Here is a 24,426-nt window from a genome sequence, read left to right as displayed (position 1 = left end):
TTCGACCGTGACTATCGAGTCACAATAGGGTCACTTTGCCACCGACGAAAAATGCGAATCGGTGCCTTTTGATTCGGCGCAGGACGCGCCCCGCAGATTTCAATCGAATAAAATTCGGGCGCGGCGCTTAAAGTAAAGATTGCCACTTAAACTCTTCATAATTCCGCGCCAATATCCGATTCGAATTTGTGAAAATGACGATTTTTTCTGTTTTCATTGATAAAACTTCACCCTTTGGGAGGAAAAAGACAAAATGGGCTACCGGAACAATCCAAAACGCGACAAAAAACTCGAAAAGACCAGAATTTTGGCGGAGATGTCCGGTAAGCCATTTCTAGACCCAGAGGCAGTTTTTGGCCGCGCAAGTTCAGATGATATACAATATTATTCACCTGAAATGCTGGCAGCAGCAGCCCAGCACACGCGGGATGAATTGTCCCGCTGGACGAAAGACAAGCCCTATATTGGAATTTCTGAAGTAGAGGGTGTTTCTCCGCGCGACAATCCTGTCTCTATTCTGACCATTATCGGTCGCAACATGCCTTTCCTCTATGACAGCGTCATGGGTGAGGTAACGAGCAGCTACCGCAGCCTATTTCTCGCCGTCCACCCTATTCTGGTTGCCGATGCCGCTGTAACCGGCGGCTATCGTCTCGCCGATTCCGAACTTGATGCGCCCCATGACAATATCAGCCTCATCCAGATCCATATCGCGCCGATTGCTTCGCAGGCAGCCGAGGCGCTGACGGAGCGTCTGCTGTTTGTGCTGTCTCAGGTTCAGTCGGCCTTCACCGACTGGAAACCGATGATTGCCAAGCTGGACAAGGCGCTGACGGAGTTGCAGGAGCGTGGTCCCAGCCGTCGTAAAACCGGGCGCAACGAAGCCGTCGCGTTTCTGGAGTGGTTGCGCAATGATAACTTCACTTTTCTTGGCATGCGCGACTACAGCTATTCCGGCACGGGCAACGATGCCAAGGTCGAGCGCGGCGAGGGCAGCGGTCTTGGTACGCTGACGGACCCGAATGTCCGGGTGTTGCGCCTCGGCAAGGACGCGGTCACGACGACGCCGGAAATCCTGGCCTTTCTCGATGGTCCCGATTTCCTGATCGTGACCAAGGCCAATGTCAAATCCATCGTCCACCGTCGCGCCTATATGGATTATATCGGCATCAAGCGTTTCGATGAGGATGGCAATGTCGTTGGCGAATTGCGCATTGTCGGCCTGTTCACCGCCACCGCCTATACGCATTCCGTCAAACAGATACCGCTTCTGCGGGCGAAAGTGGCCGAAGTGGAGGATCATTTCGGTTTCGATCCCAACAGCCACTCCGGCCGGATCTTGCACAATACGCTGGAATCCTACCCGCGTGACGATCTCTTCCAGATCGATGCCGATCTTCTGATCCGCTTCATCGAGCAGATCATGGAGCTCAGCGACAGACCTCGTGTTCGCGTTCTCCCACGCATCGACCGCTTTGACCGGTTTGTGTCGGTCATCATTTTCGTGCCGCGCGAGGAGTATAACTCCTACGTCCGCGAAAAGATGGGCGAGTATCTATCCCATATCTATGATGGCCATATCTCGGCCTATTACCCGGCATTTCCCGAGGGCGCTGTGGCACGGGTCCACTTCATCGTCGGGCGCACCAATGGCAAGACGCCGCGGGTGGCGCAGGATAAACTCGAAGACGCCGTCAGCGATATCGCAGCACGGTGGACCGACCATTTCGTGGCCCTTTCCCCCGTCGGTTCGCCCGTTCTGGATGTCGATCAGGCCTATCAGGAAGCCTTTACGCCTGACGAGGCGATCATCGATCTGCCCGATATTGCCGCGACTGCTGGCGGTGAGCCAGTGCGCATCGAGTTCTACCGCCGCGACACCCAGGCCGAAGGCGTGCTGTCGCTAAAGATTTTTCACCGAGATGGCCATTTGCCGCTTTCACGACGTGTGCCTTTGCTTGAGAATCTCGGTTTCAGCGTTATTAGCGAACGTACGTTCGATATTGGTGTCATATCTCCAGATGAGACCAGATCCATCGTGCTGCACGATATGGAATTGCAGGTACAGCCCGGGGTCAAGCTTGATCTTTCGGTTTACGGGCCACGGCTTGAAGAAGCATTTCTGGCGGCCTTCGATGGCACTGTCGACAATGACAGTTTCAACCGGCTGATTGTCGCAGCTGGCCTAAGCGTGCGCGAAGTGTCTGTCTTGCGCGCCTATGCCCGCTATCTGCGGCAGACGGGTATTGTCTACTCGCAGGAGCATATTTCTGAGACGCTGTTCAAATATCCAGCGATTGCCGTGAAGATTTTCGAGCTGTTTTCTTATGGCTTCGATCCGAAGGTCGGCGACAAGCCCCGGCTTCGCAAGCTGTCTGATCTGCACAAGGCGATTGAGGCCGCACTTTCAGGCGTTCCCAATCTGGACGAGGACCGTACGCTTCGCCGTTACGTCAATGCGGTGGATGCGACGCTGCGCACCAATTATTTCCAGCGCAATGAGGATGGTTCGCCAAAGGCGATGCTGGCCTTCAAGTTCGATCCGAAGCTTCTGGATGGTTTGCCGGATCCACGGCCCTTCCGTGAAATCTTCGTTTACGGCACGGAGGTCGAAGGTGTCCATCTGCGGTTCGGCAAGGTCGCCCGTGGCGGGCTTCGCTGGTCGGATCGCGGTCAGGATTATCGTACCGAGGTGCTGGGTCTGGTCAAGGCGCAGCAGGTTAAGAACGCGGTGATCGTGCCTGTTGGTGCCAAGGGCGGGTTCTATCCGAAAACCCTGCCGGTTGGCGGCAACCGCGATGAGGTCTTTAACGCGGGCAAGGAAGCCTACAAGACCTATATTCGCACGCTGCTGTCCATTACCGACAACATTGTCGGCGATGATATCGTCGCCCCTGCCGACACGTTGCGGCTGGATGGTGACGATCCCTATTTCGTCGTCGCAGCCGACAAGGGAACGGCAACCTTCTCCGATACCGCAAACGGTCTGGCCCGCGAGGCCGGTTTCTGGCTGGATGATGCCTTTGCCTCAGGCGGCTCTGCCGGCTACGACCACAAGAAAATGGGCATTACCGCCCGCGGCGCCTGGGAAACCGTGAAGCGGCATTTCCGCGAAATGGACACCGACATCCAGACAACGCCATTCAAGGTGGTTGGCGTGGGTGACATGTCGGGCGACGTGTTCGGCAATGGCATGTTGCTATCGGAAAAGATCGAACTGATTGCGGCCTTCGATCACCGCGATATCGTGATCGATCCAACGCCCCATACGGACAAGTCTTTTGCCGAGCGTAAACGCCTGTTCGACCTGCCGCGCTCCAGCTGGCAGGATTATGATCGTTCCGCTTTGTCCGAAGGTGCGATGATTATTTCCCGCTCGGAAAAATCGGTGACACTGACGCCGGAGGCTGTTGCCGCCATCGGCATCGACAAATCCGTGGCGACGCCACTTGAAATTATGACGGCGATCCTGAAGGCACCCGTCGATCTTCTCTGGTTTGGCGGCATCGGCACCTATGTCAAAGCTGCGGTGGAAACCAATGCAGAGGTGGGTGACCGCGCCAATGATCCGATCCGCGTCAACGCGACCGAGGTTCGCGCCAAGGTGATCGGTGAAGGCGCCAATCTGGGCATCACGCAGAAAGCCCGTATTGCCTATGCGCTTTCAGGTGGCCGATGCAACTCCGATGCCATCGACAACTCGGCTGGCGTCAACTCCTCGGACGTCGAGGTCAATATCAAGATCGCCCTGTCATCTCCGGTCAATGACGGGCGTCTGACCTTGCCCAAGCGCAATCAGCTGCTGTCTTCCATGACGACGGAAGTCGGGCATCTGGTGTTGCGCAACAACTACCTTCAATCGCTTGCCATATCGCTGACCGAACGTCGCGGCACGGAAAATGGTGAGGAACTTGGCCGCCTGATGGGCGCGTTGGAAACGGCGGGTCTGTTGAACCGGCGGGTGGAAACCCTGCCGAACGATGCGGAGTTCACTGAGCGTTACGCAGCCGGCAAGCCGCTGACACGACCGGAAATCGGCGTTCTGCTTTCCTACGCCAAGCTGACGCTGTTCGATACGCTTGTGGCGAGCCCATTGCCTGATGAGCCCTACCTCCAGCATCTCTTAAGGGATTATTTCCCCAGCAAGATGCAGAAGACCTATGCTGGCGATATTACCAACCATCGTCTGCACCGCGAAATCGTTGCGACATCGCTTGCCAACCAAGTCGTCAATCGCGGCGGTCCCGGCTTTGTCCAGAAACTGGTCGATGCCAGCGGACTGTTGGCACCCACGGTGGTCAAGGCCGCGATGATCGTGGAAGACGGCTTTGGTCTGAAGCGTCTGTGGAGCGAGATCGACAAGCTCGACGGCAAAATTTCCGGCGCGGTGCAGAACGGCCTTTACGCCGATGTCGCCAGAATATTTACCGATGCCACACGGCTCTATCTCCAGACGACATCGGCTGCAGGTTCTATGGCGGATGAAATCGAGCGGTTGAAAGCGGCGATCCATACGCTTGTTCCAGGTGCGGCCAAGTATAAGGAGGAGCTTGGTTTCAGCGAGATCGAGGGCGTCGAGCCCGCTTTGATCCGCGATCTGGAAACGCTGTCGCTCTTGGTTTATGTGCCGGAAATCATGCTGATTGCCGAGCGGGCAAACACGACGCTTGCGCGTGCGGCGGAAAGCTATGCTGCCGTATCCGCCACATTCCGTGTGGCGAAGCTTCTGGAGGCGGGTCAGCGGGTTACGCCTGCGGACCATTATGAAAGCCTTGCCTTGCTGCGCAGCCAGGATCAGATCGCATCGTCGCGTCTTCGCATCGTCATCTCGGCGATGACCGAGTACGCGAAGGAAAAGAACCCGGTGCAGGCCTGGTATGCCGCCGACCGCGTTCGGGTCAACCGCATCGTTTCTGAGCTGAGCGCTCTCAGCGACAGCGGCGAGACCAACCTCGCCCGCCTAACGGTTGCTGCCGGATTGCTTTCGGATATAGTCCAGGCTCGAAGCGTCTGACATCAGGTGCAGAACTGCCCGGCTGCGTGGCCGGGCAGACCAGACCATTCCATGGCCGAAAGGGTGACGTATGGCCTCATCTTCCCTTGCGACCGGCGACACTGTGACGAAGCGTGGCATATGGGGCTGGATGCTGTTCGATTGGGCAGCTCAGCCCTTTTTCACCGTCGTCACCACCTTCATTTTCGGCCCCTATTTCGTTGCGCGGCTGACAGAGGACCCGATCTCGGCCCAGACGACCTGGAGCAATATGGCGACGATCTCATCCATCATCATTGCCATTTTCTCGCCAATCCTGGGTTCCATCGCTGACCAATCCGGCTCTCGAAAACCATGGATCGCTTTCTTCGCGACGCTGAAGATCGCGAGCCTTGCTATGTTGTGGTTTGCCGCACCCGGATCAGCTCTCCTGTGGCCTGTCACCTTCATGATCGTGGCGTCCATCGCTGCTGAATTTTCGATCGTCTTCAATGATTCCATGATGCCGCGTCTGACCACGCCTGAGAATGTCGGGCGCATTTCCAATACGGCCTGGGGTCTTGGATATCTGGGTGGTATGGTGGTTCTGATCTTCGTCGTGTTGTTTCTGGCCGCTGCACCCAACAGCAATGTCACGATCCTCGGCATTCCGCCCCTGTTCGGGCTTGATCCGGCGGCGGGGGAAGATGCGCGCATCACGGGCCCCATTTCGGCGCTCTGGTATCTCGTGTTCATTTTGCCGATGTTTTTGTTCACGCCTGACGTCAAGAAGGGCCTGCCGCTCGGTAGAGCGGTTCACTCTGGACTCACGGAACTGAAAGCGACGCTCAGGGAGTTGAAAGGTCGCCCTGCCATCACGCGGTTTCTGATCGCGCGGATGCTCTATCAGGATGGCGTCAATGGCGTGCTGATCCTTGGCGGTGCCTTTGCGGCGGGCCTGTTCGGCTGGGGTACGCTGGAGATCGGAATTTACGGGATCATTCTCAACATCGTGGCGATTGGCAGTTGCATTGCCGCAGGGCTTGTCGATCAGCGTCTGGGTTCGCGCAACACAGTGCTGATCAGCCTTGCGCTGTTGCTGGTGGCAACCTTTGGCATCGTCTCGACCTATACGGATTCGACCCTGTTCGGTCTGCTGGCTCTTCCGGTGTCCAGCACGGAAGGGCTGTTTTCGAGTTCTGCTGAAAAGGCCTATCTCTTTTATGGCATTCTCATCGGCATTGCGTTTGGTCCGGTTCAGGCCTCGTCACGGTCATATCTCTCGCGCAATGTGACGGTTGCCGAGGCTGGCCGTTATTTCGGGATTTATGCGCTGTCCGGTCGCGCCACGAGCTTCATGGCGACGCTGTCTTTTTCTATCGTCACCTATGTCAGCGGTTCGGCCCATTTGGGCATGGCGACGCTCACGATTTTTCTGGGCGCGGGCTTCCTGTTGCTGCTGCGTGTTCCCGAAAGATCAGAAGTCGCTCAAAGCTGATCGAGCTTAGTCTGAAGCGAGCGCAATTGTGCCTTCAGCTCATTGATTTCTGAGGCGTCCGGTTTCTTGTTTTCTGCAGGGGCCGCAGGCATGGGAAATGGCGTAAACACCTGCATGGCCTGACGGAAAAGCTCGGTGTTGCGCTTGATCTGTTCTTCCATGAAGCCGAATGGCGTGGCGAAATTTTTCGACGATGTATCACCGAAGGCTTTTCCCATATGCTCCTGCATCTGGGTTTGCTGTTCGGAAAACGTCTTCATGGAGTGCTCGAGAAAGGTTGGCACCACCATCTGCATCTGGTCGCCATAATAGGAAATGAGCTGGCGTAGAAACGCGGTTGGCAACAGCGTGTTGCCGGTCTTGCCTTCCTGCTCCATGATGATCTGCGTCAGGACGGCGTGGGTAATGTCTTCCGAGGTCTTGGCATCCTGAACCTTGAACTCTTCGCCGCGCTTGACCATCTTGGCCAGGTCTTCAAGTGTCACATAGGTGCTGGTTCCGGTATTGTAGAGCCGCCGGTTGGCATATTTCTTGATAACGGTCTCGCCGCTGTGCTTGGCCATGCTCGCCTCCTCGCGATCCTGGTATTTTCTTCTTATAATGCTTTTTTGCTCTTCCCGCTTTTAAGTTATGCTCAATTCAACCGGACTGACAAACGTTTTGTGCGTTGCAGCAGTCACTTTTTTTGCGCAGCATTTGCGCTCTCTCACGGTGAGGGATTGGCTGGAAGGTTGCAATGCCGAGATGGTTTGACTTGACCTCCAAGCTTTGACTATCTTGCGCCGCAAATGGGAGATCTACGACATGACTTCGACTTCAATCGTCATCGTTGCTGCAGCACGCACGGCAGTGGGCTCGTTCAATGGCAGCTTCGCGAACACGCCGGCTTATGAGCTGGGTGCTGCGGTGATCAAGGCCGCGCTGGAGCGGGCGGGGATTGCGCCAAGCGAGGTGGATGAAGTCATTCTCGGGCAAGTGCTTGCCGCGGGCGAAGGACAGAACCCGGCCCGCCAGGCCGCGATGAAGGCTGGTATTCCGCAGGAAGCCACGGCATTCGGCATCAACCAGCTGTGCGGTTCTGGCCTGCGTGCAGTGGCGCTGGGGATGCAGCAGATCGCCACGGGCGACGCATCCATCATTGTGGCGGGTGGGCAGGAATCCATGTCCATGGCACCGCATTGTGCACATCTGCGTGGCGGCGTGAAAATGGGTGATTTCAAGATGGTGGACACCATGTTGAAGGATGGCCTGACGGATGCCTTTTACGGCTATCACATGGGAATAACGGCAGAAAACATTGCCCGTCAGTGGCAGCTTTCGCGCGACGAGCAGGACGAATTTGCCGTGACCTCTCAAAACCGCGCCGAGGCTGCGCAATCCGCCGGGCGTTTTGCAGATGAGATCGTCCCCTTCATCATCAAGGGTCGCAAGTCTGATGTGACGGTTGATGCCGACGAATATATCCGCGCTGGTGCCACAATCGACACCATGGCGAAACTTCGCCCTGCCTTCGACAAGGAAGGTACCGTTACCGCTGGCAACGCTTCTGGCTTGAACGACGGGGCAGCTGCCGTTTTGCTTATGAGTGAGGCGGAAGCAACACGACGCGGCCTGCAACCCCTGGCGCGCATCGCCTCTTGGGCCACAGCCGGTGTCGATCCGCAGATCATGGGTACAGGCCCCATTCCGGCATCGCGCAAAGCGCTGTCAAAGGCCGGATGGTCGGTATCCGATCTCGATCTTGTCGAGGCGAACGAGGCGTTTGCAGCGCAGTCCTGCGCGGTCGTCCGCGATCTGGGGCTTAATCCCGAGATCGTCAACGTGAATGGCGGCGCGATCGCCATCGGCCATCCCATCGGTGCATCTGGCGCACGCGTGCTCAACACACTGCTTTTCGAGATGAAGCGCCGCAGTGCAAAAAAAGGATTGGTGACACTGTGCATCGGTGGCGGCATGGGTATCGCCATGTGCCTCGAAGGTCTCTGATCCTTTCGATCATCGAAATGCCACTTTGGCACATCTTAAGGCTGACGCAATGAAACAGGGGAGGCCTTGAGATGAGCCGGGTTGCTTTGATAACAGGCGGGACAAGCGGAATTGGTGCGGCGATTGCCAGGGCATTTCATGCCGAAGGCTACAAGGTCGCGGTGAACTACGCTTTTACCGAGGCGCGCGCCGCACAGTTTCGCAGCGAGACCGGCATTCCTACCTATTGCTGGGATATCCGCGATTACGATGCCTGTGTTGCCGGCATCGCGCAGGTTGAAAGCGATCTCGGTCCGATAGAGGTGCTTGTCAACAATGCGGGCATCACCCGCGACGCGATGTTTCACAAGATGACACCGCAGCAGTGGCGGCAGGTGCTCGATACCAATCTGACCGGCGTGTTTAACATGACGCATCCCATATGGCCCGGTATGCGCGAGCGCGGTTTTGGCCGCATCGTCAATATTTCATCGATCAACGGCCAGAAAGGTCAGGCTGGACAGGCCAATTACTCGGCTGCCAAGGCCGGTGATCTGGGACTGACCAAGGCGCTGGCGCAGGAAGGTGCGGCGCGAAACATTACCGTGAACGCGATCTGCCCTGGCTATATCGGAACGGAGATGGTGCGGGCGATACCTGAGAACGTGTTGAACGAGCGCATCCTGCCGCAGATACCCGTCGGTCGCCTTGGAGAGCCGGAAGAGATTGCTCGCTGCGCGCTGTTTCTGGCGGCTGACAGTTCTGGTTTCATCACCGGTTCGACATTGACGGCGAATGGCGGTCAGTATTTCACTTAAGGCGCATGTTCAGTAAACTTTTCGTGATCGCGTGCGCGGTGTATTGGGTCGGTTGACAAAAAATTGAGTGTGGAAATTTGTTCTGTAGAGAACGCTAACCTAATGAAAACACGATAATTTTCGTTTAGTTTGGAATAGTTCTAATATATCTCGGGCGATGCATCGCATCTTTTTCTTGACACTCACTATCCTGTTTTGGTTTAAGAATGAAAACAACGTGTTGCGTCATACAGGCAAAGAACCATGCTCGTTTGCAGCTGTAACTACATCACCGACAACGACATTCGCGATGTCATCAACGAGATGCTCGATGAAGACTGTTGGCAGCTTATCGTCCCGTCCAAAGTGTATCACGCTATGGCCAAACGTGGTCGTTGCTGTGGCTGCTTCCCGACCGTTGTTGAACTGATTATCAGGACCACGGAAGAATATCATGCACGTCGCCACTCGACGGAAGCCGATGTTTTTGATTTTATGTCCCGCCTGAGACAATTGCATGAAGACAACAGGAGAGCGGACATTGAAAGGCGACAAAAGAGTCATCGAGCAGCTTAACGAGGCACTTTTCCTCGAGCTCGGCGCAGTCAACCAGTACTGGCTGCATTACCGCTTGCTGAACGATTGGGGCTATACAAAGCTCGCCAAGAAAGAGCGTGCCGAGTCCATCGAAGAGATGCAGCACGCTGACAAGATCATCGATCGCATCATCTTCCTCGAAGGCCACCCGAACCTTCAGACGGTTGCGCCTTTGCGCATCGGTCAGAACGTTAAGGAAGTTCTGGAAGCGGATCTCGCCGGTGAATATGATGCCCGCGCCGCGTACAAGAAGTCCCGTGAGATCTGTCACGAGGCTGGCGACTATGTTTCGATGAAGCTGTTCGAAACCTTGCTGATCGACGAAGAAGGTCACATTGACTTCCTCGAAACCCAGCTTGAGCTTCTGAACAAGATCGGCGAAGCCAAGTACGGCCAGCTGAACGCAGACTCCGCAGACGCTGCAGAGTCCGAATAAGCGGATTAGACTGAATTTGAAAAAGGCGGCATTCGTGCCGCCTTTTGCTTTTGCTTATTTCGCGGCCAGATGCCTGAACTGAGCAACGACCTGTTCGTAAACGCCGCGCTTGAAGGGCACGATAAGATCCGGCAAGCTTTCCATTGGCTTCCATTCCCAGGCATCGAATTCCGGCTCATGGCCTGTCGGTGGTGGATTGATCTGAATTTCGCTTTCGTCGCCCTCGAAACGGAACGCAAACCAGCGCTGGGCCTGTCCGCGATACTTTCCCCTGAGCCCAATGCCGATCAGTTGCGGCGGTAGATCATAGTGAATCCAGTCGCTTGCCTCTGCCAGCAGCGACACGGTTTTCATGCCCGTTTCTTCGTAGAGTTCGCGGATGGCCGCCAGAAGCGGCTTCTCGCCGTCATCTATGCCGCCTTGTGGCATCTGCCAGAGTTGCGGAGAACCATCGAATTCCGAGTTGCCTTCGGAGATACGCCGTCCGGCCCAGACAAGCCCTTCAGCATTCAGAACCATGATACCCGCGCAGGGGCGGTAGGGAAGATCTTCCGCTTTGACTGTCATTTTGGACCTTTGATGAAAGGAGTGCTGTGGCGTCAAGAACTAAGGGGCTGTCTTGTCGATGACAAGGGCTGAAACGCCGACGATTTCGATGCCGCGCCCGGACGCTTCAACGGACCACTTGGCAATGGCCGCAACGCTTTCATCAAAGGCCGAGGCCACGCCGATGGCAGAACCATTTCTCCGTGCGATGCGTTCCAGATCATCAAGCTTTCGCAGAATTGCGGCTTCGTTGACCTGATCATCCAGTTGCAGATCGGCAAAGCCTGCCGCGACCGACTGGGCCTTGGCAAGGGGTGTGCTTTTCGACTGGGCGGAGGAGCCATCGTCCAGAAACAGCAGGCCGCGCTTTCCGATATCGGACATCACAGGCTCCAGCGCTTTTTCGTCTGCCATGAAGCGTCCGCCAAGATAGTTCATGATGCCGGTGTAATTGGTGATCTTGGCCATGGAGCGGTGCAATCGCTCCAGGTTGAGCTTGGCAGGCCCAGCAACCAGCAACGTGTCCGGCCCCGGATTGGTGCCGGGATAGCCGAAGGGCTCGAAGGGGATCTGAAGCAAAATCTCATGGCCTTTGCGGCGGCCCTCCTGCATCCATCGTTGAAGGCTGTTTCCGCTTGTCGCAAAGCCGAGCGTAATGTCTGCAGGCAATTCCCTGATCGCCTTCTGGGTGCCGGTCTGGCTGAGCCCCAGCCCTCCGACGACAATTGCGATGCGTGTGCCTCTCGTGCCCGACCATGGCCGCGCATATTGCTCTAGGGGTCGCAGGCCATCAGGGCCAATCTTCGGAAGCCTGCCGAAGGCCGAATCCTCCAGCAGTTCCTCATTGGGTTGGGCCGCCATGCGGGGGTCTTGCCCATAGGTCTGGCCTGTCATCAGCACCGGACCGTCGGTGCCTCGGTCGCGTGGCGAATAGACGGACACGACGTTGCCGTCGTCCATTTGGTTTCGCTGGACATTCGCCCCGGACCGGCCGCTCTGCGTCAGGAGCGTACCGTCCACGTCGGTTTGCGGGGCGGTTGGCTCTTTTTTCTCAGGCGGTGTTGCAGCGTCGCTCAGTTCCACATTGGGCGCTGTGGAGTTGCTCTTCATATTACCGGGAGACAGAGCCGTGTAGACGGACAGGCCGCCTATGCCGCCCACGCCGAGCAGGACGATGCCCGCAAGCGCAGAAAAGCGCCGGAACGACCCAGCGCTTTTCTTCTTACGTCGACCCATAAGCGGTTTGCGCAGGTCTGAAGGCAATGATCTATCCGTGCTTGACTGCGTGCAGCCGGAAAGGCATCGCGCATTGCGATGCCTTACGGCCTTACTGCTTGTTGACGACCGCCTTTTCAGGATTTGGCGGGTATGAAGGGTCAGTCTTGGTGCCGTGGAAAAGATCCAGCGCATAGTTCAGCTGAATATCGTCCTTGGCTTCCGGTGGCACATAAGCAACCGAGCCGGAACCTTCTTCCGTCTCGCTCTGGCCCTGAATGTGGCCGCGCAGGCTGGATTCGCCTTCCGCACGCACACGTCCCTGCAGTTCCGGCGGCAGCGGCTGATCCACCTTGATGTCAGGCGTGATGCCCGTGCCCTGAATGGACTTGCCCGATGGCGTATAATAGAGCGCGGTCGTTAGGCGAAGAGCGCCTGTGTCGCCCAGCGGGATGATGGTCTGGACGGAACCCTTGCCAAAGGAACGGGTGCCCAGAACGGTTGCACGTCGCAGATCCTGAAGGGCGCCAGCCACGATTTCGGACGCGGAAGCCGAACCGCCGTTTACGAGAACGATGACCGGCTTGCCATCGGTCAGATCGCCAGCCGTTGCGTTGAAGCGGCGGGTTTCTTCAGGGTTACGGCCGCGTGTGGACACGACTTCTCCACGCTCAAGGAAGGCGTCGGAGACGTTGATCGCCTGGTCCAGCAATCCGCCCGGGTTGAGGCGCAGGTCAAGCACGTAGCCCTTCAGCTTGTCAGCCGGCACATCCTGCTTGATCTTCTTGATTGCCTTTTCGAGGTCGTCATAGGTCTTTTCCGTAAAGGAGATGACGCGCAGATAACCGACGTCGCCAGCCTCTACACGGGACTTCACGGCACGAACGGCAATGATTTCACGCATGACAGTGATATCGAGTGGCTTGTCTGCGCCCTGGCGGATGATGGTCAGCTTGATCGGCGTCTTAACCGCGCCGCGCATCTTTTCGACGGCTTCTTCCAGCTTCAGGCCGCGAACAGGCTGGCCGTCGATCTCGGAGATGAAGTCACCAGCCAGAATGCCCGCCTTAGCGGCAGGGGTGTCATCCATCGGCGAGATGACCTTGACCAGCTCGTTTTCCATGGTGACTTCGATGCCGAGACCGCCAAATTCGCCCTTGGTCTGGGAGCGCATGTCGGTTGCGTCCTGCGCATTCAGAAAGCTGGAATGCGGATCAAGCGAGCTCAACATGCCGTTGATGGCATTCTCAACCAGCTTCTTGTCATCGGGAGGCGTCACATATTGCGCGCGCACGCGCTCAAACACGTCACCGAAAATCGACAGCTCCTTATAGGTGGAAGGACCGGCAGCCTGTGCCGGCATGCTTGCCGAATAGATGACGCTCATCGCTGTGGCACCCATAAGTCCACCGATGAGGAGAAGTGAAGCCTTACGAATCATTGCGCGCCCTTCCGGTATTTTTTGCGGTCCACCATGGTTGAGAATCAACCGGCACACCGTCTTTCCTGAATTCAATGTAAAGCGTCGGCTTGTCAGTTTCCAGCGCCAATGCGGCAGCACTTGCCACTCTTTTTGCACCCATGGAGGCAATGGGTTCGCCAGAGAACACAAACATGCCTTGCCTCGTCCTCACATTGTCCATGCCCGTCAGCACCAGATGGTAACCGTCGCCGGCGTTTAGAATAATCATGCGGCCATAACTGCGGAACTCACCAGCAAAAACGACAAAGCCATCGGCCGGTGCGGTCACCAGTGCTTCAGGGCCTGTCGCCACGACGATTCCTTTAGAGAAATGCCCCGTACCGTCAGCATCGCCGAACCGTCGCAGCACGTCACCGGAAACCGGCATGGCCAGCTTGCCCTTCAAACTTGAAAACGGATATGCGGGCGCAATGCGGTTTTTATCGGGCGTTCCAGCCTCGGTATCGGCCTGCACCTTGTCACGTTCAGCTTGCGAAAGTGCGGCCAGCCGCTCTTCTTCCAGCCGCTGTTTTTCCTTGGTTTCACGCACCGAGGAAATCTCGTTTTCCAGCGAGGACACCAGGCCTTCCAGGCTCGTTGCCCGGCTCGCAAGTTCTTCAGAACGTTTGCGTTCTGCCTCCAGATCGCTCGCGGTCTGGGTGTTACGCTTTTCGTTTTCCAGCCGCAGCAGATCCAGCCGCTTTTCTTCCTCAAGGCTCGCCGTCATCGTGTCGGTCAGCTGCTGTTTTTCGCTGGCGATGGCGAGGCGCAGGTCAGTCAACTCTTTGAGAGCAGACACCAGTTTTTCCGTTTCCGTGCGAATGCCGGGAACGACGGCCCCCAACAGAATAGCGCTGCGAACGGATGCCAGCGCATCTTCAGGCGAAACCAAAAGGGCAGGGGGTGGGTTGCGGCCCATGCGCTGAAGGGCGGCCAGCACTTCGGCGAGAACACCGCGCCGCTCTCGGAGCGACGCTTTGGCCGCATCTTCACGCACGCCGAGCTTGGCAAGCCGGTCCTCACCATCCCTGATCTTGTCTTCAAGGTCCTTCCGGCGTGCGGCAGAGGCGATCAGCTCGGCCTTGATCCGCGCCGTGTCCTGGTTGAGCGCGGCGATACTATCCTGAAGCTGGCGGGATTTGTCTTCGGAAAGGCCGATACTATCGACGAGTTCCTGCAAGTCCTGACGGTTCTGGTCGCGGCGTTGCTCGAGCGCGTCCAAATCGTCAGGCGCGGTTGGCGTCTGCGCAAGGGTGGGTGGAGCGGTTTCCGGCACCACAGCGTCCTGCGCCAATGCAGGCGTGAGCGCATGAGAAGCGACCATGCAGGCAGCAAGAAGCGCGCCCGAAAGGGTCGTCCATCTGGTGTTGCTGCCGCTCTTGATCATGAAATGTGTGAACCGTCGAAAGATGGATGACCATACGCTGCTTCGCGGCGTTTCGCCAATCAACACGTATGGATGGGCAAGAAGATGACCGGAACGGATGCGCGCGCTTTTATATAATGGGCAGAACAAGGGATTATGCGCGGTGATAGGGGTGGCCGGACAGGATTGTCACTGCCCGATAAAGCTGTTCTGCAATGAGGATGCGAACCAGCTGATGTGGCCAGGTGAGTTTGCCAAGGCACAGGGTCGCTGTTGCCCTGTCATAGAGTGATGGGTCCAGCCCATCCGCGCCGCCAATGGCGATCACGAGATCGCGCTTGCCGCTATCGCGGAGATTTCCGAAAAGCTCGGCAAAAGCCGGGCTGTCGAGCGCCTTGCCGTGTTCGTCGAGGAGGACCAGCACGGCACCGTCGGCCAGATGCTTTTCCAGCATGGCAGCCTCTTCACGCTTGCGCGTTTCAGCGTTCGATGCGCGGCTTTCCGCCACCTCGATGATGCGGCCAAATTCCAGCCCAATGGCCGGGCCGGTCTTGGCCAGGCGATCGAGATATCGGGACGCAAGATCCTTTTCAGGGCCGGATTTAAGCCGTCCCACCGCAAAAATCGAGATTCGCATTGTCCACATCCATCCTTGTCGCAAACCTTGTGGTTTGCGCTCATATCAGGATGATCAGCGAATTCCTATGCAGTGATGCGTCGGCACCAGATGCAAGGTCGAATCAATGCAGCGTTTCTTCCTCGATATCGGGAGCGGCCCACATCTTTTCGATGTTGTAGAACGCCCGGACTTCGGGACGAAACACGTGAATGATGACGTCGCCGGCGTCGATCACAACCCAGTCGCCGTTTTCCAGACCCTCGACGCGCGAGTGACCGAAGCCCTCATCCTTCAGATCGGACATGAGGTGATCACAAATCGCCGAGACATGCCTGTTCGATCGCCCGGAAACCACAACCATGTAGTCCGCAAGCGCCGATTTTCCGGCAATGTTCAGGTAAACGACGTCTTCTGCTTTGGAGTCCTCGACACTGGTCAGGACGGTTCCGAGGGCACGACGGGCGGCATCAACGCCACTCTCCATGCTCTTTGGGATAGCGCTGAAAGCTCTTCCCTTGGTGTGCACTGTTGTCAGTTGTTTTCCTCTCAAAATGACAAACCAGATACTGTGGCATGCGATTCTGTGCGCCACAGAATAAAGGTGGCATCAAAGCGTTAACTTTTCAAGATGCGTGCAAAGGCTAGAATTTGCCTATTCAGCTTTGCGCGTTGCGCAGTGCCGTGGAGCTCAATGTGGAGCGCGGACCATGGATGAACATCCATGCAGGCGCTGTTTTCGTCCACAGAATGCCAGCATCGTCTTCATCCACGCGCGCCTGGCTGTAGGCCTGCGCCATGGTGGAGGAGAGATAGGCGAGCGTTGCACCCGGCCTGTCGATGACCGCGATGGGAAATGTCTCGGCGATCTTGCGCCAGTTCTGCCAACGGTGAAAGCTGCGCAGATTATCCGCACCCATGATCCAGATGAAACGGGCAAGCGGGTTCTTCGCCTTTATGAGCCGAAGGGTATTGGCCGTATAGGTCACGCCGAAGGATTGCTCGAAGGCTGTGATCTTGATGCGCGGATCGGACACCAGCGCCTCGCACGCCTTGATGCGCGTTGCCAAAGGTGCAAGGTCGGCCCTGTTCTTTAGCGGATTGCCGGGTGTGACCATCCACCAGAGCTGGTCGAGACCCAGACGCCGCAGGGCAATTTCCGCTACCAGCGCATGGCCGGCATGGGGCGGGTTGAACGAGCCGCCGAACAGGCCGATCACCATGCCGCGCTCGGTGTGCGGCATGGTCAGGTAGCGTTTCTCGAGGCCATGATCCGCGGTCAATATCAGGTCCGTGTCTGGCCGGTGCCATGCACGCGGTACTTGAACGATGTCAATTGCTCCACACCAACAGGCCCGCGTGCGTGCATCTTGCCCGTTGCGATGCCGATTTCCGCGCCCATGCCAAACTCGCCACCATCGGCAAATTGGGTGGAGGCGTTGTGAAGCAGAATGGCCGAATCGATCTCGTTGAAGAAACGCTCAACGACTTCAGGGTCTTCAGCGATGACAGCTTCGGTGTGGTTGGAGGAATAGGTGCCGATATGGGCAATGGCACCGGAGATGCCATCAACCACAGTCGCAGAGATGATCGCATCCAGATATTCCGTGCGCCAGTCTTCCTCGATTGCTGCCGTAACGCCGCTGACCGCATCCATCACGGCCTGCGATCCACGAACCTCACAGCCGCCGTCGATCAGCACCTGGACCAGCGGCGCAAGATGCGTGGCGACAGCCGCGCTATCGATGAGCAAGGTTTCCGCCGAGCCGCAAATGCCGGTGCGGCGCATCTTGGAGTTCAGCACCACCTTGCGCGCCATCTCCAGATCAGCTGACTTATCGACATAGACGTGGCAGATGCCTTCAAGATGCGCAAAGACAGGCACCCGCGCTTCCGACTGAACACGAGCAACGAGGCTTTTGCCGCCACGCGGAACGATAACGTCCACCGTGCCGCCAAGTCCGCCCAAAAGGCTGCCGACAGCGGCGCGATCGGTAACCGGTACAAGTTGAATGGCGTGCTCTGGAAGGCCCGCTATCTTCAGACCTTCCACAAGGCAGGCGTGGATGGCACGCGATGAATATTGCGAGTCCGAACCGCCGCGCAGGATCACCGCATTGCCGGCTTTGAGACAAAGCGCACCTGCGTCAGCCGTCACATTCGGGCGGCTTTCATAGATCACGCCGATAACGCCGAGCGGCGTGCGGACCCGCTCGATCTTCAGACCATTGGGCCGATCCCATGCCGCAATCACCTCACCAACGGGGTTTGGCAGTGCTGCGATGGAGCGAATGCCGTCGGCAATCGCGGCGATGCGCGAAGCATCCAGTTTCAGACGGTCGATGAAAGAGGCGGCGACGCCCGCAATTTCTGCGGCTGCGACATCCCTGGCATTGGCGTCGAGAATCTTCGCCTCGGACGCCTTGATTGCGGATGCCATAGCCAGCAAAGCCCGGTTTTTCTGATCGGTGCTGGCAATGGACAACGGTCGGGAAGCAGCTTTTGCCTGAGCGCCGATGGACAGCATCAGCGTTTCGATATCATGGCTCTGCTTCACGGCCTGTTCAGGCATCGACCTCATCCTTATTTGCATATTTCACTTTGACGGACGCGCCCGTCATCACTAGATCGTCGCGATGGATCATCGCGGCACGACCGACATAGCCGAGGATCGCTTCGATCTCGGTGGACTTGTGGCCATTGATCTGCCGTGCCTCGTCATCATCGTAGCCTGCAAGGCCACGGGCGATTTCCCGGCCTTGCGAGCCGATAATGACAACCGCATCGCCACGACCGAAATTGCCCTTCACCAGCGTTACACCCGCAGGCAGGAGGCTCTTGCCATCATAGAGCGCCTTTTCAGCGCCGGCATCCACATGCAATTCCCCGACAGGCTGAAGTTGCCCGGCAATCCACGTTTTGCGCGCCGTGACGGGTGTGCCCGACGGCGCAAACCATGAAGAACGTGTTCCGTTTTCGATGGCTTTCAGCGGGTTGAGCGTCTTGCCGGAGGCGATGATCATGCCGCAACCGGCAGCCGTTGCAATCTTGCCTGCATCGATCTTGGTGCGCATGCCGCCACGCGACAGTTCCGACGCTGCGCCACCAGCCATGGCTTCGATGTCGGTGGTGATTTCGGCAATCGTTTCCAGAAACTGTGCGTCGGGATCAAGATGCGGCGGTGCCGTATAGAGGCCGTCAATATCCGAGAGCAAGATCAGGAGGTCTGCGCCGGTCATCGTCGCCACGCGTGCCGCCAGGCGATCATTGTCGCCATAGCGAATTTCCGTGGTCGCGACCGTGTCGTTTTCGTTGATGATCGGGATAGCGCCGATTTTCAGCAATTGGTTGATCGTCGCACGGGCGTTGAGATAGCGGCGGCGCTCTTCGGTGTCGGAAAGGGTCAGCAGGATCTGACCTGCGACGATCTCATATTTCGAAAGGCTTTCAGACCATGCGCGGGCCAGCGCGATCTGACCCACTGCCGCAGCAGCCTGGCTCTCCTCAAGCTTGAGTGCGCCGGAGGGGAGGCCAAGCACGGTGCGACCAAGGGCGATGGCGCCCGAGGACACGACCTGAACATCGGCACCATTGGCCTTCAACGCTGCAATATCTTCGCAGATCGCGTCGAGCCATTCCTTTTTCAGGCCGCTGGCACGGTCAACGAGAAGGGCAGAGCCGATCTTGATGACAATGCGGTGATGGCTACCGAGCGGTTTTCGCACCGGTGTCATAGGCGGTCGTCTCCATCCTCTAGCTCATCTTCAACCGGCATGGAGCGGTCTGGCATGGCGGTATCACCGCCACGGCTATCGGACACGATGATATCGCGCAGCTCGCGAAGGGTTTCGACCATGCCGATATGGGCAGCAGCAGACAGAAGAAGCGGTGGGCGGCCACAAGCCTTCTCCAGTTCCTTCGCCTTCTTCTTCAATTCCTTTTCGTCCAGCACGTCGATCTGAGAAAGGGCTACGATCTCAGGCTTGTCGGTCAACCCACCGCCATAAGCAGCAAGCTCACGCTTGACGGTCTTGTAAGCCTTACCGACATTTTCTTCCTGAGCGGAAACCAGATGCAGCAGAACACGGGTGCGCTCAACGTGCCCCAGGAAACGGTCGCCAATGCCCACGCCTTCATGCGCGCCTTCGATCAGGCCTGGAATATCGGCCAGCACGAACTCGCGCCCGTCAATGGTCGCTACGCCCAGATTGGGATGCAGCGTGGTGAAGGGATAATTCGCTATTTTTGGCCGCGCCCGGGTTACCGTGGCAAGAAATGTGGACTTTCCCGCATTGGGAAGGCCGACCAGACCCGCATCGGCAATCAGCTTCAGGCGAAGCCATATCATCTTCTCCTCACCAGCGAGGCCCGGATTGGCGTGCGTGGGAGCTTGGTTGGTAGAGGACTTGAAATAGGCATTGCCGAAGCCGCCATTACCGCCGGCGGCCAGGCGAAAACGCTGGCCTTCCTTGGTCAGGTCAATAATCAGCGTTTCGTTGTCTTCTTCAAAAATCTGAGTGCCAACGGGTACCCGCAACACCACACTGGCACCTTTAGCGCCAGTGCGTCCCTGGCCCATGCCGTGCTGGCCAATGGTCGCCTTGAAGTGCTGCTGGAAGCGGAAATCGATCAGCGTGTTGAGGCCGTTGACGACCTCTACCCATACGTCGCCACCGCGCCCGCCATCACCGCCATCGGGGCCGCCGAATTCGATGAACTTTTCACGGCGGAAAGAAACGGCACCTGCGCCGCCATCACCGGATCTGATATAGACTTTTGCTTCATCGAGAAATTTCATCGTCGTGGCCGTTCTGTCAGCTTAGTGGCAATTCCAGCAGCCAATGTGCGGGCTTGCTTTAAAAAAAGGATCTGCTGCTCCAAATATATGGGCGAGCCCTCAAGGTCAAAGATTATCGTGATGTGAGAGACTGTAGCACAAGGCCGGTTCACGAAAAACCGGCCTTGTTGATATTATCTATGCGCGTGACGATCGAAATGTCCGTGCGGTCACGGCAGTGTCGATATGTGTGACCATGGTCGAGCGGGAGGTCGCATAGATTTCATGGCAGCCGATGACCCGAAAGCCGAGCTTTTCCTGAACGCGCAGCGAGGCTGCATTATCGGCAAACACGCCGGAATAAAGGGTCTCGTCCGGCATGTGCTGGAAGAAACGCTCCGTCACGGCCGATGCCGCTTCCGTCATATAGCCCTTGCCCCAATGCGCAGGGTTCAACCAGTAACCGAGTTGCCATTCGCTATCCCGTTCTTCCACGGAAACAACGCCGATAAGGGTATCATCGGCGCAGGTGATGGCGAAATCCCACCCCGGCGCGGTGCCGACCGTTCGCATGATCAACCATTCCAGCGCATCCTGCCTATGGTAGGGTGCGGGAATGCGTCTCAGCATCCGAGCAACCTGAAAGTCGCTCAGTGCCTCGGCAATGCTTCCGGCGTCGGAAAGCTGTTGTGGACGCAGGACGAGCCGACCGGTCTTGATCGTCTGGCCTTTGGTCGCCGGGTCTTGTGGCTGTGTCGCGTGAACCATACTCATCGTGTGTCTCCCCAGCTTCGCAGCGAAACCCATGTCTTGCGGTCCAGCCGGTACCATTCAACCGGCATCATGCCGCCGAGCGCCAATGAGGCGACCATGCCGGAACCTTGAAGCTGGAAACCGCACTTTTGTATGACGCGGCGCGAGGCAATGTTGGTGACGCGGCAGCGCGCATCGATCTGTTCGATGTCACGCGTGCGGAATGCCATGTCGATCAGGGCATGGGCGGCTTCTGTGGTGTAGCCCTTGTTCCAGTGGGGTTCGCCCAGCCAGTAACCCATTTCGAGCGTCTTCTGGTCATCGTGCTGTTCAAGTCCGCAGCAACCCAGAAACTCGCCGTTATCCATGCGGGCAATGGCATAGACGCACTTGCCAATCTCGCCCACTTTCGCACGTCGCACGAAATCCGCGGCGTCTTTGGCCGTGTAAGGATGCGGCATACGCGACACCATGGTCGCAATATTGGCGTTGTTGGCAAGATGGGCAAGGGCGTCCATGTCTTCTTCGTGAGGCGCGCGCAGAACGAGCCTTTGCGATAATAAAACAGGGCAATCGGTCCTTGACCGGTCCGGCCTTGGCCGTTCTTCGGGTGACCGTAATTGGTCTTCCCTTAACAATTCAGCTTGCATGGTTCAGTCCCTCCATGAGGTTAAGAAAAAAGGGGAGTTGGGTGGTGCCCCAACTCCCCTTTTTTATGACTGAACCTGTTACGTCTCAGCCGGGTCATTGGGACACCGGCTGCATATGACGCGACCGGCTTATTCTGCTGCTTCGGCTTTCGGTGCCACAGATACGTATACGCGGCCGTTTGCCTTCGAGCGGAAGGACACGTTGCCGGCTGTCAGTGCGAAAATCGTGTGGTCTTTGCCAAGGCCAACATTGGCGCCTGGATGCCACTGAGTTCCGCGCTGACGCAGAATAATGTTGCCTGGAATGACGGCTTCGCCGCCGAACTTCTTCACGCCAAGGCGCTTGGAATTCGAATCGCGACCGTTACGCGATGAACCACCAGCTTTTTTATGTGCCATTGGATTTCTCCTTTAAAACCTAGTTTCCCGTGTCGCGCCGATTAGGCTGCAACGATGTCCGTGATACGGACGACGGTGTGATGCTGACGATGACCGCGCGTACGCTTGGAGTTCTGACGACGACGCTTCTTGAAGGCGATGACCTTCTTGCCGCGATTGTGTTCGACAACTTCAGCCTTGACCGTTGCACCAGCAACGAAAGGAGCGCCGAACTGTGCGTCAGCGCCAACGCCGATCACGAGAACTTCGGTGAATTCTACTGTTGCGCCAGCTTCTGCTTCCAACTTTTCAATTGTGAGCACGTCGTTGGCCGCTACACGGTACTGCTTACCGCCGGTCTTGATGACTGCGAACATTTTTTACCCTTTCATGTTCGTTCCGGCTCTGCCCGCAAATGCGGTCTGGCCGTCTTTTTATCAGTCGAGTAGCCTGGGTTGCGAAGCTTCAATGCCTCTTGAAATCCAGGCCGGTGAAACCGCTTTTTAAAAGGCGGTATGAACGGAAGACGGAATACGCCCTCAATTTGGTTGCGGGATACGCGAGAAGCCTATTTCTGTCAAGGTCGTCTAGAGGTTGAAAACATGGCTTTCGGGCGAGAATCTCATTGGATTTTCACAGTTGTGGCAAACAGGCCTCGAAATTTGATTGGCAAGGGTTTATATGGGCCTCTCAACAAGGAGCAGAAATGGCCCGCATTGATAAAACCGACGATTGGCGGGATCGCCACGCGCCGACACTTTCAGCCTTTGAATCGCTTGCCATCGAGGCATATGGCCATTTGCCCGACGAGTTTCGCGCCCTGACCAAGGACCTGATCATCGAGATCGCGGATTTCCCGACCGATGAAGTGTTCGAGGACATGGCGCTCGAGACGCCATTCGATCTGCTTGGCCTGTTCGAAGGCCGTGGCATTTCGGAACGCTTCACCATGGACACTGGCGAGATGGTCAACCGCATCATCCTCTATCGCCGTCCCATCCTGGATTACTGGGCTGAAAATGAGGAAACGCTGGGCGATATCATCACCCATGTGCTGATCCATGAAATCGGCCATCATTTCGGTCTGTCCGATGACGACATGGAACGCATCGAGGAAGGTGCGGATGAGGAAGCGACGGATCGCTGATCCCTCGCTCTTGTTGCCAGCTTGAAGCCTATTGCTCGCCGAGCTTCATATCCGGGTGATATTCCTTGCCTTCAACGGTCTTAATCACCGGCTGTCCGCAGTGCATGACGCCTGTTGCCGCATTGAAGGCGTATGTCGGTGATCCCGCAAGTTCCCAGCCCTTGTTAAGCGCTTCGGTGACGCGATGACAAAACTTGGAGTCGTCAGGGCCGGTGATGAAACGATAGACTTTCATGCCTTTTCTGCCTTTCTTTGGGCGATGATCTGCGCCATGGCCACCAGCCGTTCAGCCGGCGCGACATGCAGTCGCTCGATCATCCGCCCGCTGGAGTTGATGACGTTCAATCCCACAGATTTGGGATCTGCGAAAGCGGCAATCACCTCGCGCGCCTCCGTCAATGCCTGCTCATCGGGCGCAAATGCCCGGTTTGCTGCTTCGATCTGGGCCGGATGAATCAGCATCTTGCCGTCAAAACCCATGGCGCGGCCCTGCTCGCATTCTGCGGCGAAGGCATCGAGGTCCCGGAATTCGTTGCAAACGCTGTCGATGACCTCAAGCCCGTAGGCGCGGGCGGCCAGTACCGTCTGCATCAACCAGGGCACCAGATAGGTGCGGCCAGGATCGAGGGGAACGCGGGTTTCCTTGCGCAGATCATTGAGGCCAACCACGAAGCCACCAAGCCGTGACCCTTGCGTGTGGGAGGCTTCGGCTATGGCTGCGACGTTCAGCACGCCTTTCGGCGTTTCAATCATCGCCCAGATCTTGAGGCTTTCAGGGGCATCGGCCTCTGAAAGCGAATCGGCCACATCCTGAATATGCGAAAGCTGCTCCACCTTCGGAAGCAGGATAGCGTCCGGCGCGCAAGTGAGAGCCGCGATCAGGTCGCTTTTTCCCGCCTCAGTGGTGAGGGGGTTGATGCGGATCATCGTCTCATAGGCCGGACGGGGTGTTTGCTCAAAGATCGTCAGAAGATTGGCGCGGGCTTCATCCTTCATGTCAGGTGCGACGGAATCTTCCAGATCGAAAATCACGCCATCGCAATCAAGCGACGTCAGCTTTGCAAGTGCGCGCAGGTTTATAGCGGGCACCGATAGAAGCGATCGGCGTGGGAGGACAGTATTGCTGAAATAAAAATCGGCCATGCCGCACTTGTGTCAACCTTTTGTGACAATCGCAAGCAGATAGGCGGTGTGCATCCTCTTGCAAGCAGCGCAAAGAAGGGCCACATTCGTCTGGACAGAAAGGTTTGG

24 protein-coding genes are annotated in these 24,426 nt (G+C 57.1%); 7 read left to right on the top strand and 17 right to left on the bottom strand.

Annotated features, from left to right (window positions below):
• Positions 1-253: 253 nt before the first annotated feature.
• Both RQI55_RS14695 and RQI55_RS14690 read left to right on the top strand, forming a co-directional pair.
• Positions 254-5,014 carry an NAD-glutamate dehydrogenase gene (locus RQI55_RS14695; RefSeq protein WP_243258064.1) on the top strand — a complete coding sequence of 1,587 codons (4,761 nt, stop codon included), beginning with the start codon at positions 254-256 and terminating at the stop codon, positions 5,012-5,014.
• A gap of 70 nt (positions 5,015-5,084) precedes the next feature.
• Positions 5,085-6,470, top strand: a complete 1,386-nt coding sequence (locus tag RQI55_RS14690) for an MFS transporter (RefSeq protein ID WP_243258063.1) — start codon at positions 5,085-5,087, stop codon at positions 6,468-6,470.
• Here RQI55_RS14690 and phaR read toward each other — a convergent pair.
• Complete coding sequence (gene phaR, locus RQI55_RS14685; RefSeq protein WP_192065314.1) at positions 6,461-7,033, bottom strand: polyhydroxyalkanoate synthesis repressor PhaR; 573 nt, start codon at positions 7,031-7,033, stop codon at positions 6,461-6,463. The genes RQI55_RS14690 and phaR overlap by 10 nt on opposite strands.
• 241 nt (positions 7,034-7,274) lie before the next feature.
• Here phaR and RQI55_RS14680 point away from each other — a divergent pair, with 241 nt between their 5' ends.
• The 4 genes from RQI55_RS14680 to bfr all read left to right on the top strand — a co-directional run bounded on the left by RQI55_RS14680 (position 7,275) and on the right by bfr (position 10,265).
• Entirely contained in the window at positions 7,275-8,456 is a 1,182-nt protein-coding gene (locus RQI55_RS14680) for an acetyl-CoA C-acetyltransferase (RefSeq protein ID WP_243258062.1), read from the top strand.
• A 71-nt stretch (positions 8,457-8,527) separates the two neighbouring features.
• Entirely contained in the window at positions 8,528-9,253 is a 726-nt protein-coding gene (phbB, locus tag RQI55_RS14675; RefSeq protein ID WP_243258061.1) for an acetoacetyl-CoA reductase, read from the top strand.
• 243 nt (positions 9,254-9,496) lie between these two features.
• Positions 9,497-9,808: a bacterioferritin-associated ferredoxin gene (locus tag RQI55_RS14670; protein WP_082249749.1), complete on the top strand. Its 312-nt coding sequence runs from the start codon at positions 9,497-9,499 to the stop codon at positions 9,806-9,808.
• Entirely contained in the window at positions 9,774-10,265 is a 492-nt protein-coding gene (bfr, locus tag RQI55_RS14665; protein ID WP_042615689.1) for a bacterioferritin, read from the top strand. Before RQI55_RS14670 ends, bfr begins: the two co-directional genes overlap by 35 nt.
• Positions 10,266-10,319: 54 nt before the next feature.
• Here bfr and RQI55_RS14660 read toward each other — a convergent pair whose 3' ends face one another.
• The 14 genes from RQI55_RS14660 to rplU form a co-directional block, all read right to left on the bottom strand.
• The gene (locus RQI55_RS14660) at positions 10,320-10,832 is read right to left on the bottom strand and encodes an RNA pyrophosphohydrolase (RefSeq protein WP_243258059.1); all 513 of its coding nucleotides are present in this window, start codon (positions 10,830-10,832) and stop codon (positions 10,320-10,322) included.
• 39 nt (positions 10,833-10,871) lie between these two features.
• Positions 10,872-12,074 carry a divergent polysaccharide deacetylase family protein gene (locus RQI55_RS14655; protein WP_243258058.1) on the bottom strand — a complete coding sequence of 401 codons (1,203 nt, stop codon included), beginning with the start codon at positions 12,072-12,074 and terminating at the stop codon, positions 10,872-10,874.
• A gap of 64 nt (positions 12,075-12,138) precedes the next feature.
• A complete protein-coding gene (locus RQI55_RS14650) occupies positions 12,139-13,467 on the bottom strand; it encodes a S41 family peptidase (protein WP_243258057.1) in 1,329 nt (442 codons plus the stop codon).
• Positions 13,457-14,812 (bottom strand): murein hydrolase activator EnvC, encoded by a 1,356-nt coding sequence (locus RQI55_RS14645; protein ID WP_243258189.1) that lies wholly within the window; start codon positions 14,810-14,812, stop codon positions 13,457-13,459. The genes RQI55_RS14650 and RQI55_RS14645 overlap by 11 nt, the downstream gene beginning before the upstream one ends.
• 196 nt (positions 14,813-15,008) lie before the next feature.
• A complete protein-coding gene (gene rlmH / locus RQI55_RS14640; RefSeq protein WP_243258056.1) occupies positions 15,009-15,491 on the bottom strand; it encodes a 23S rRNA (pseudouridine(1915)-N(3))-methyltransferase RlmH in 483 nt (160 codons plus the stop codon).
• 103 nt (positions 15,492-15,594) lie between these two features.
• Positions 15,595-16,053, bottom strand: a complete 459-nt coding sequence (rsfS, locus tag RQI55_RS14635) for a ribosome silencing factor (protein WP_409233739.1) — start codon at positions 16,051-16,053, stop codon at positions 15,595-15,597.
• 76 nt (positions 16,054-16,129) lie between these two features.
• On the bottom strand, positions 16,130-16,714 hold the full coding sequence (locus RQI55_RS14630) for a nicotinate-nucleotide adenylyltransferase (RefSeq protein WP_243258188.1): 585 nt from the start codon (positions 16,712-16,714) through the stop codon (positions 16,130-16,132).
• Positions 16,715-16,755: 41 nt separating this feature from the next.
• Positions 16,756-18,042, bottom strand: a complete 1,287-nt coding sequence (locus RQI55_RS14625; protein ID WP_243258055.1) for a glutamate-5-semialdehyde dehydrogenase — start codon at positions 18,040-18,042, stop codon at positions 16,756-16,758.
• The gene (gene proB, locus RQI55_RS14620; RefSeq protein ID WP_243258054.1) at positions 18,035-19,204 is read right to left on the bottom strand and encodes a glutamate 5-kinase; all 1,170 of its coding nucleotides are present in this window, start codon (positions 19,202-19,204) and stop codon (positions 18,035-18,037) included. The genes RQI55_RS14625 and proB overlap by 8 nt, the downstream gene beginning before the upstream one ends.
• Positions 19,201-20,268: a GTPase ObgE gene (obgE, locus tag RQI55_RS14615; RefSeq protein WP_042620029.1), complete on the bottom strand. Its 1,068-nt coding sequence runs from the start codon at positions 20,266-20,268 to the stop codon at positions 19,201-19,203. The genes proB and obgE overlap by 4 nt, the downstream gene beginning before the upstream one ends.
• A 177-nt stretch (positions 20,269-20,445) precedes the next feature.
• Positions 20,446-21,021 carry a GNAT family N-acetyltransferase gene (locus RQI55_RS14610; RefSeq protein ID WP_311273126.1) on the bottom strand — a complete coding sequence of 192 codons (576 nt, stop codon included), beginning with the start codon at positions 21,019-21,021 and terminating at the stop codon, positions 20,446-20,448.
• Positions 21,018-21,650, bottom strand: a complete 633-nt coding sequence (locus RQI55_RS14605; RefSeq protein WP_243258052.1) for a GNAT family N-acetyltransferase — start codon at positions 21,648-21,650, stop codon at positions 21,018-21,020. The genes RQI55_RS14610 and RQI55_RS14605 overlap by 4 nt, the downstream gene beginning before the upstream one ends.
• A 129-nt stretch (positions 21,651-21,779) precedes the next feature.
• Complete coding sequence (gene rpmA, locus RQI55_RS14600; protein ID WP_042620032.1) at positions 21,780-22,049, bottom strand: 50S ribosomal protein L27; 270 nt, start codon at positions 22,047-22,049, stop codon at positions 21,780-21,782.
• Positions 22,050-22,090: 41 nt separating this feature from the next.
• Positions 22,091-22,405 (bottom strand): 50S ribosomal protein L21, encoded by a 315-nt coding sequence (gene rplU / locus RQI55_RS14595; protein WP_042620033.1) that lies wholly within the window; start codon positions 22,403-22,405, stop codon positions 22,091-22,093.
• A 329-nt stretch (positions 22,406-22,734) separates the two neighbouring features.
• On the opposite strand from rplU, the gene RQI55_RS14590 reads away from it, so the two are divergent.
• Positions 22,735-23,175 (top strand): metallopeptidase family protein, encoded by a 441-nt coding sequence (locus RQI55_RS14590; RefSeq protein ID WP_042620034.1) that lies wholly within the window; start codon positions 22,735-22,737, stop codon positions 23,173-23,175.
• Positions 23,176-23,203: 28 nt separating this feature from the next.
• Here the strand turns inward: RQI55_RS14590 and RQI55_RS14585 are convergent, their stop codons facing one another.
• Both RQI55_RS14585 and RQI55_RS14580 read right to left on the bottom strand, forming a co-directional pair.
• The gene (locus tag RQI55_RS14585) at positions 23,204-23,410 is read right to left on the bottom strand and encodes a DUF1737 domain-containing protein (protein WP_042620035.1); all 207 of its coding nucleotides are present in this window, start codon (positions 23,408-23,410) and stop codon (positions 23,204-23,206) included.
• Positions 23,407-24,318 (bottom strand): CoA ester lyase, encoded by a 912-nt coding sequence (locus tag RQI55_RS14580; protein ID WP_311273125.1) that lies wholly within the window; start codon positions 24,316-24,318, stop codon positions 23,407-23,409. The genes RQI55_RS14585 and RQI55_RS14580 overlap by 4 nt, the downstream gene beginning before the upstream one ends.
• Positions 24,319-24,426 lie beyond the last annotated feature (108 nt).

This window comes from Rhizobium sp. WCS2018Hpa-16, from assembly GCF_031843705.1.
GTDB classification, from domain to species: Bacteria; Pseudomonadota; Alphaproteobacteria; order Rhizobiales; family Rhizobiaceae; genus Agrobacterium; species Agrobacterium tumefaciens_C.
Note: the sequence above shows the minus strand (reverse complement) of the source record. Positions and strands in the feature narration are given on the sequence as shown.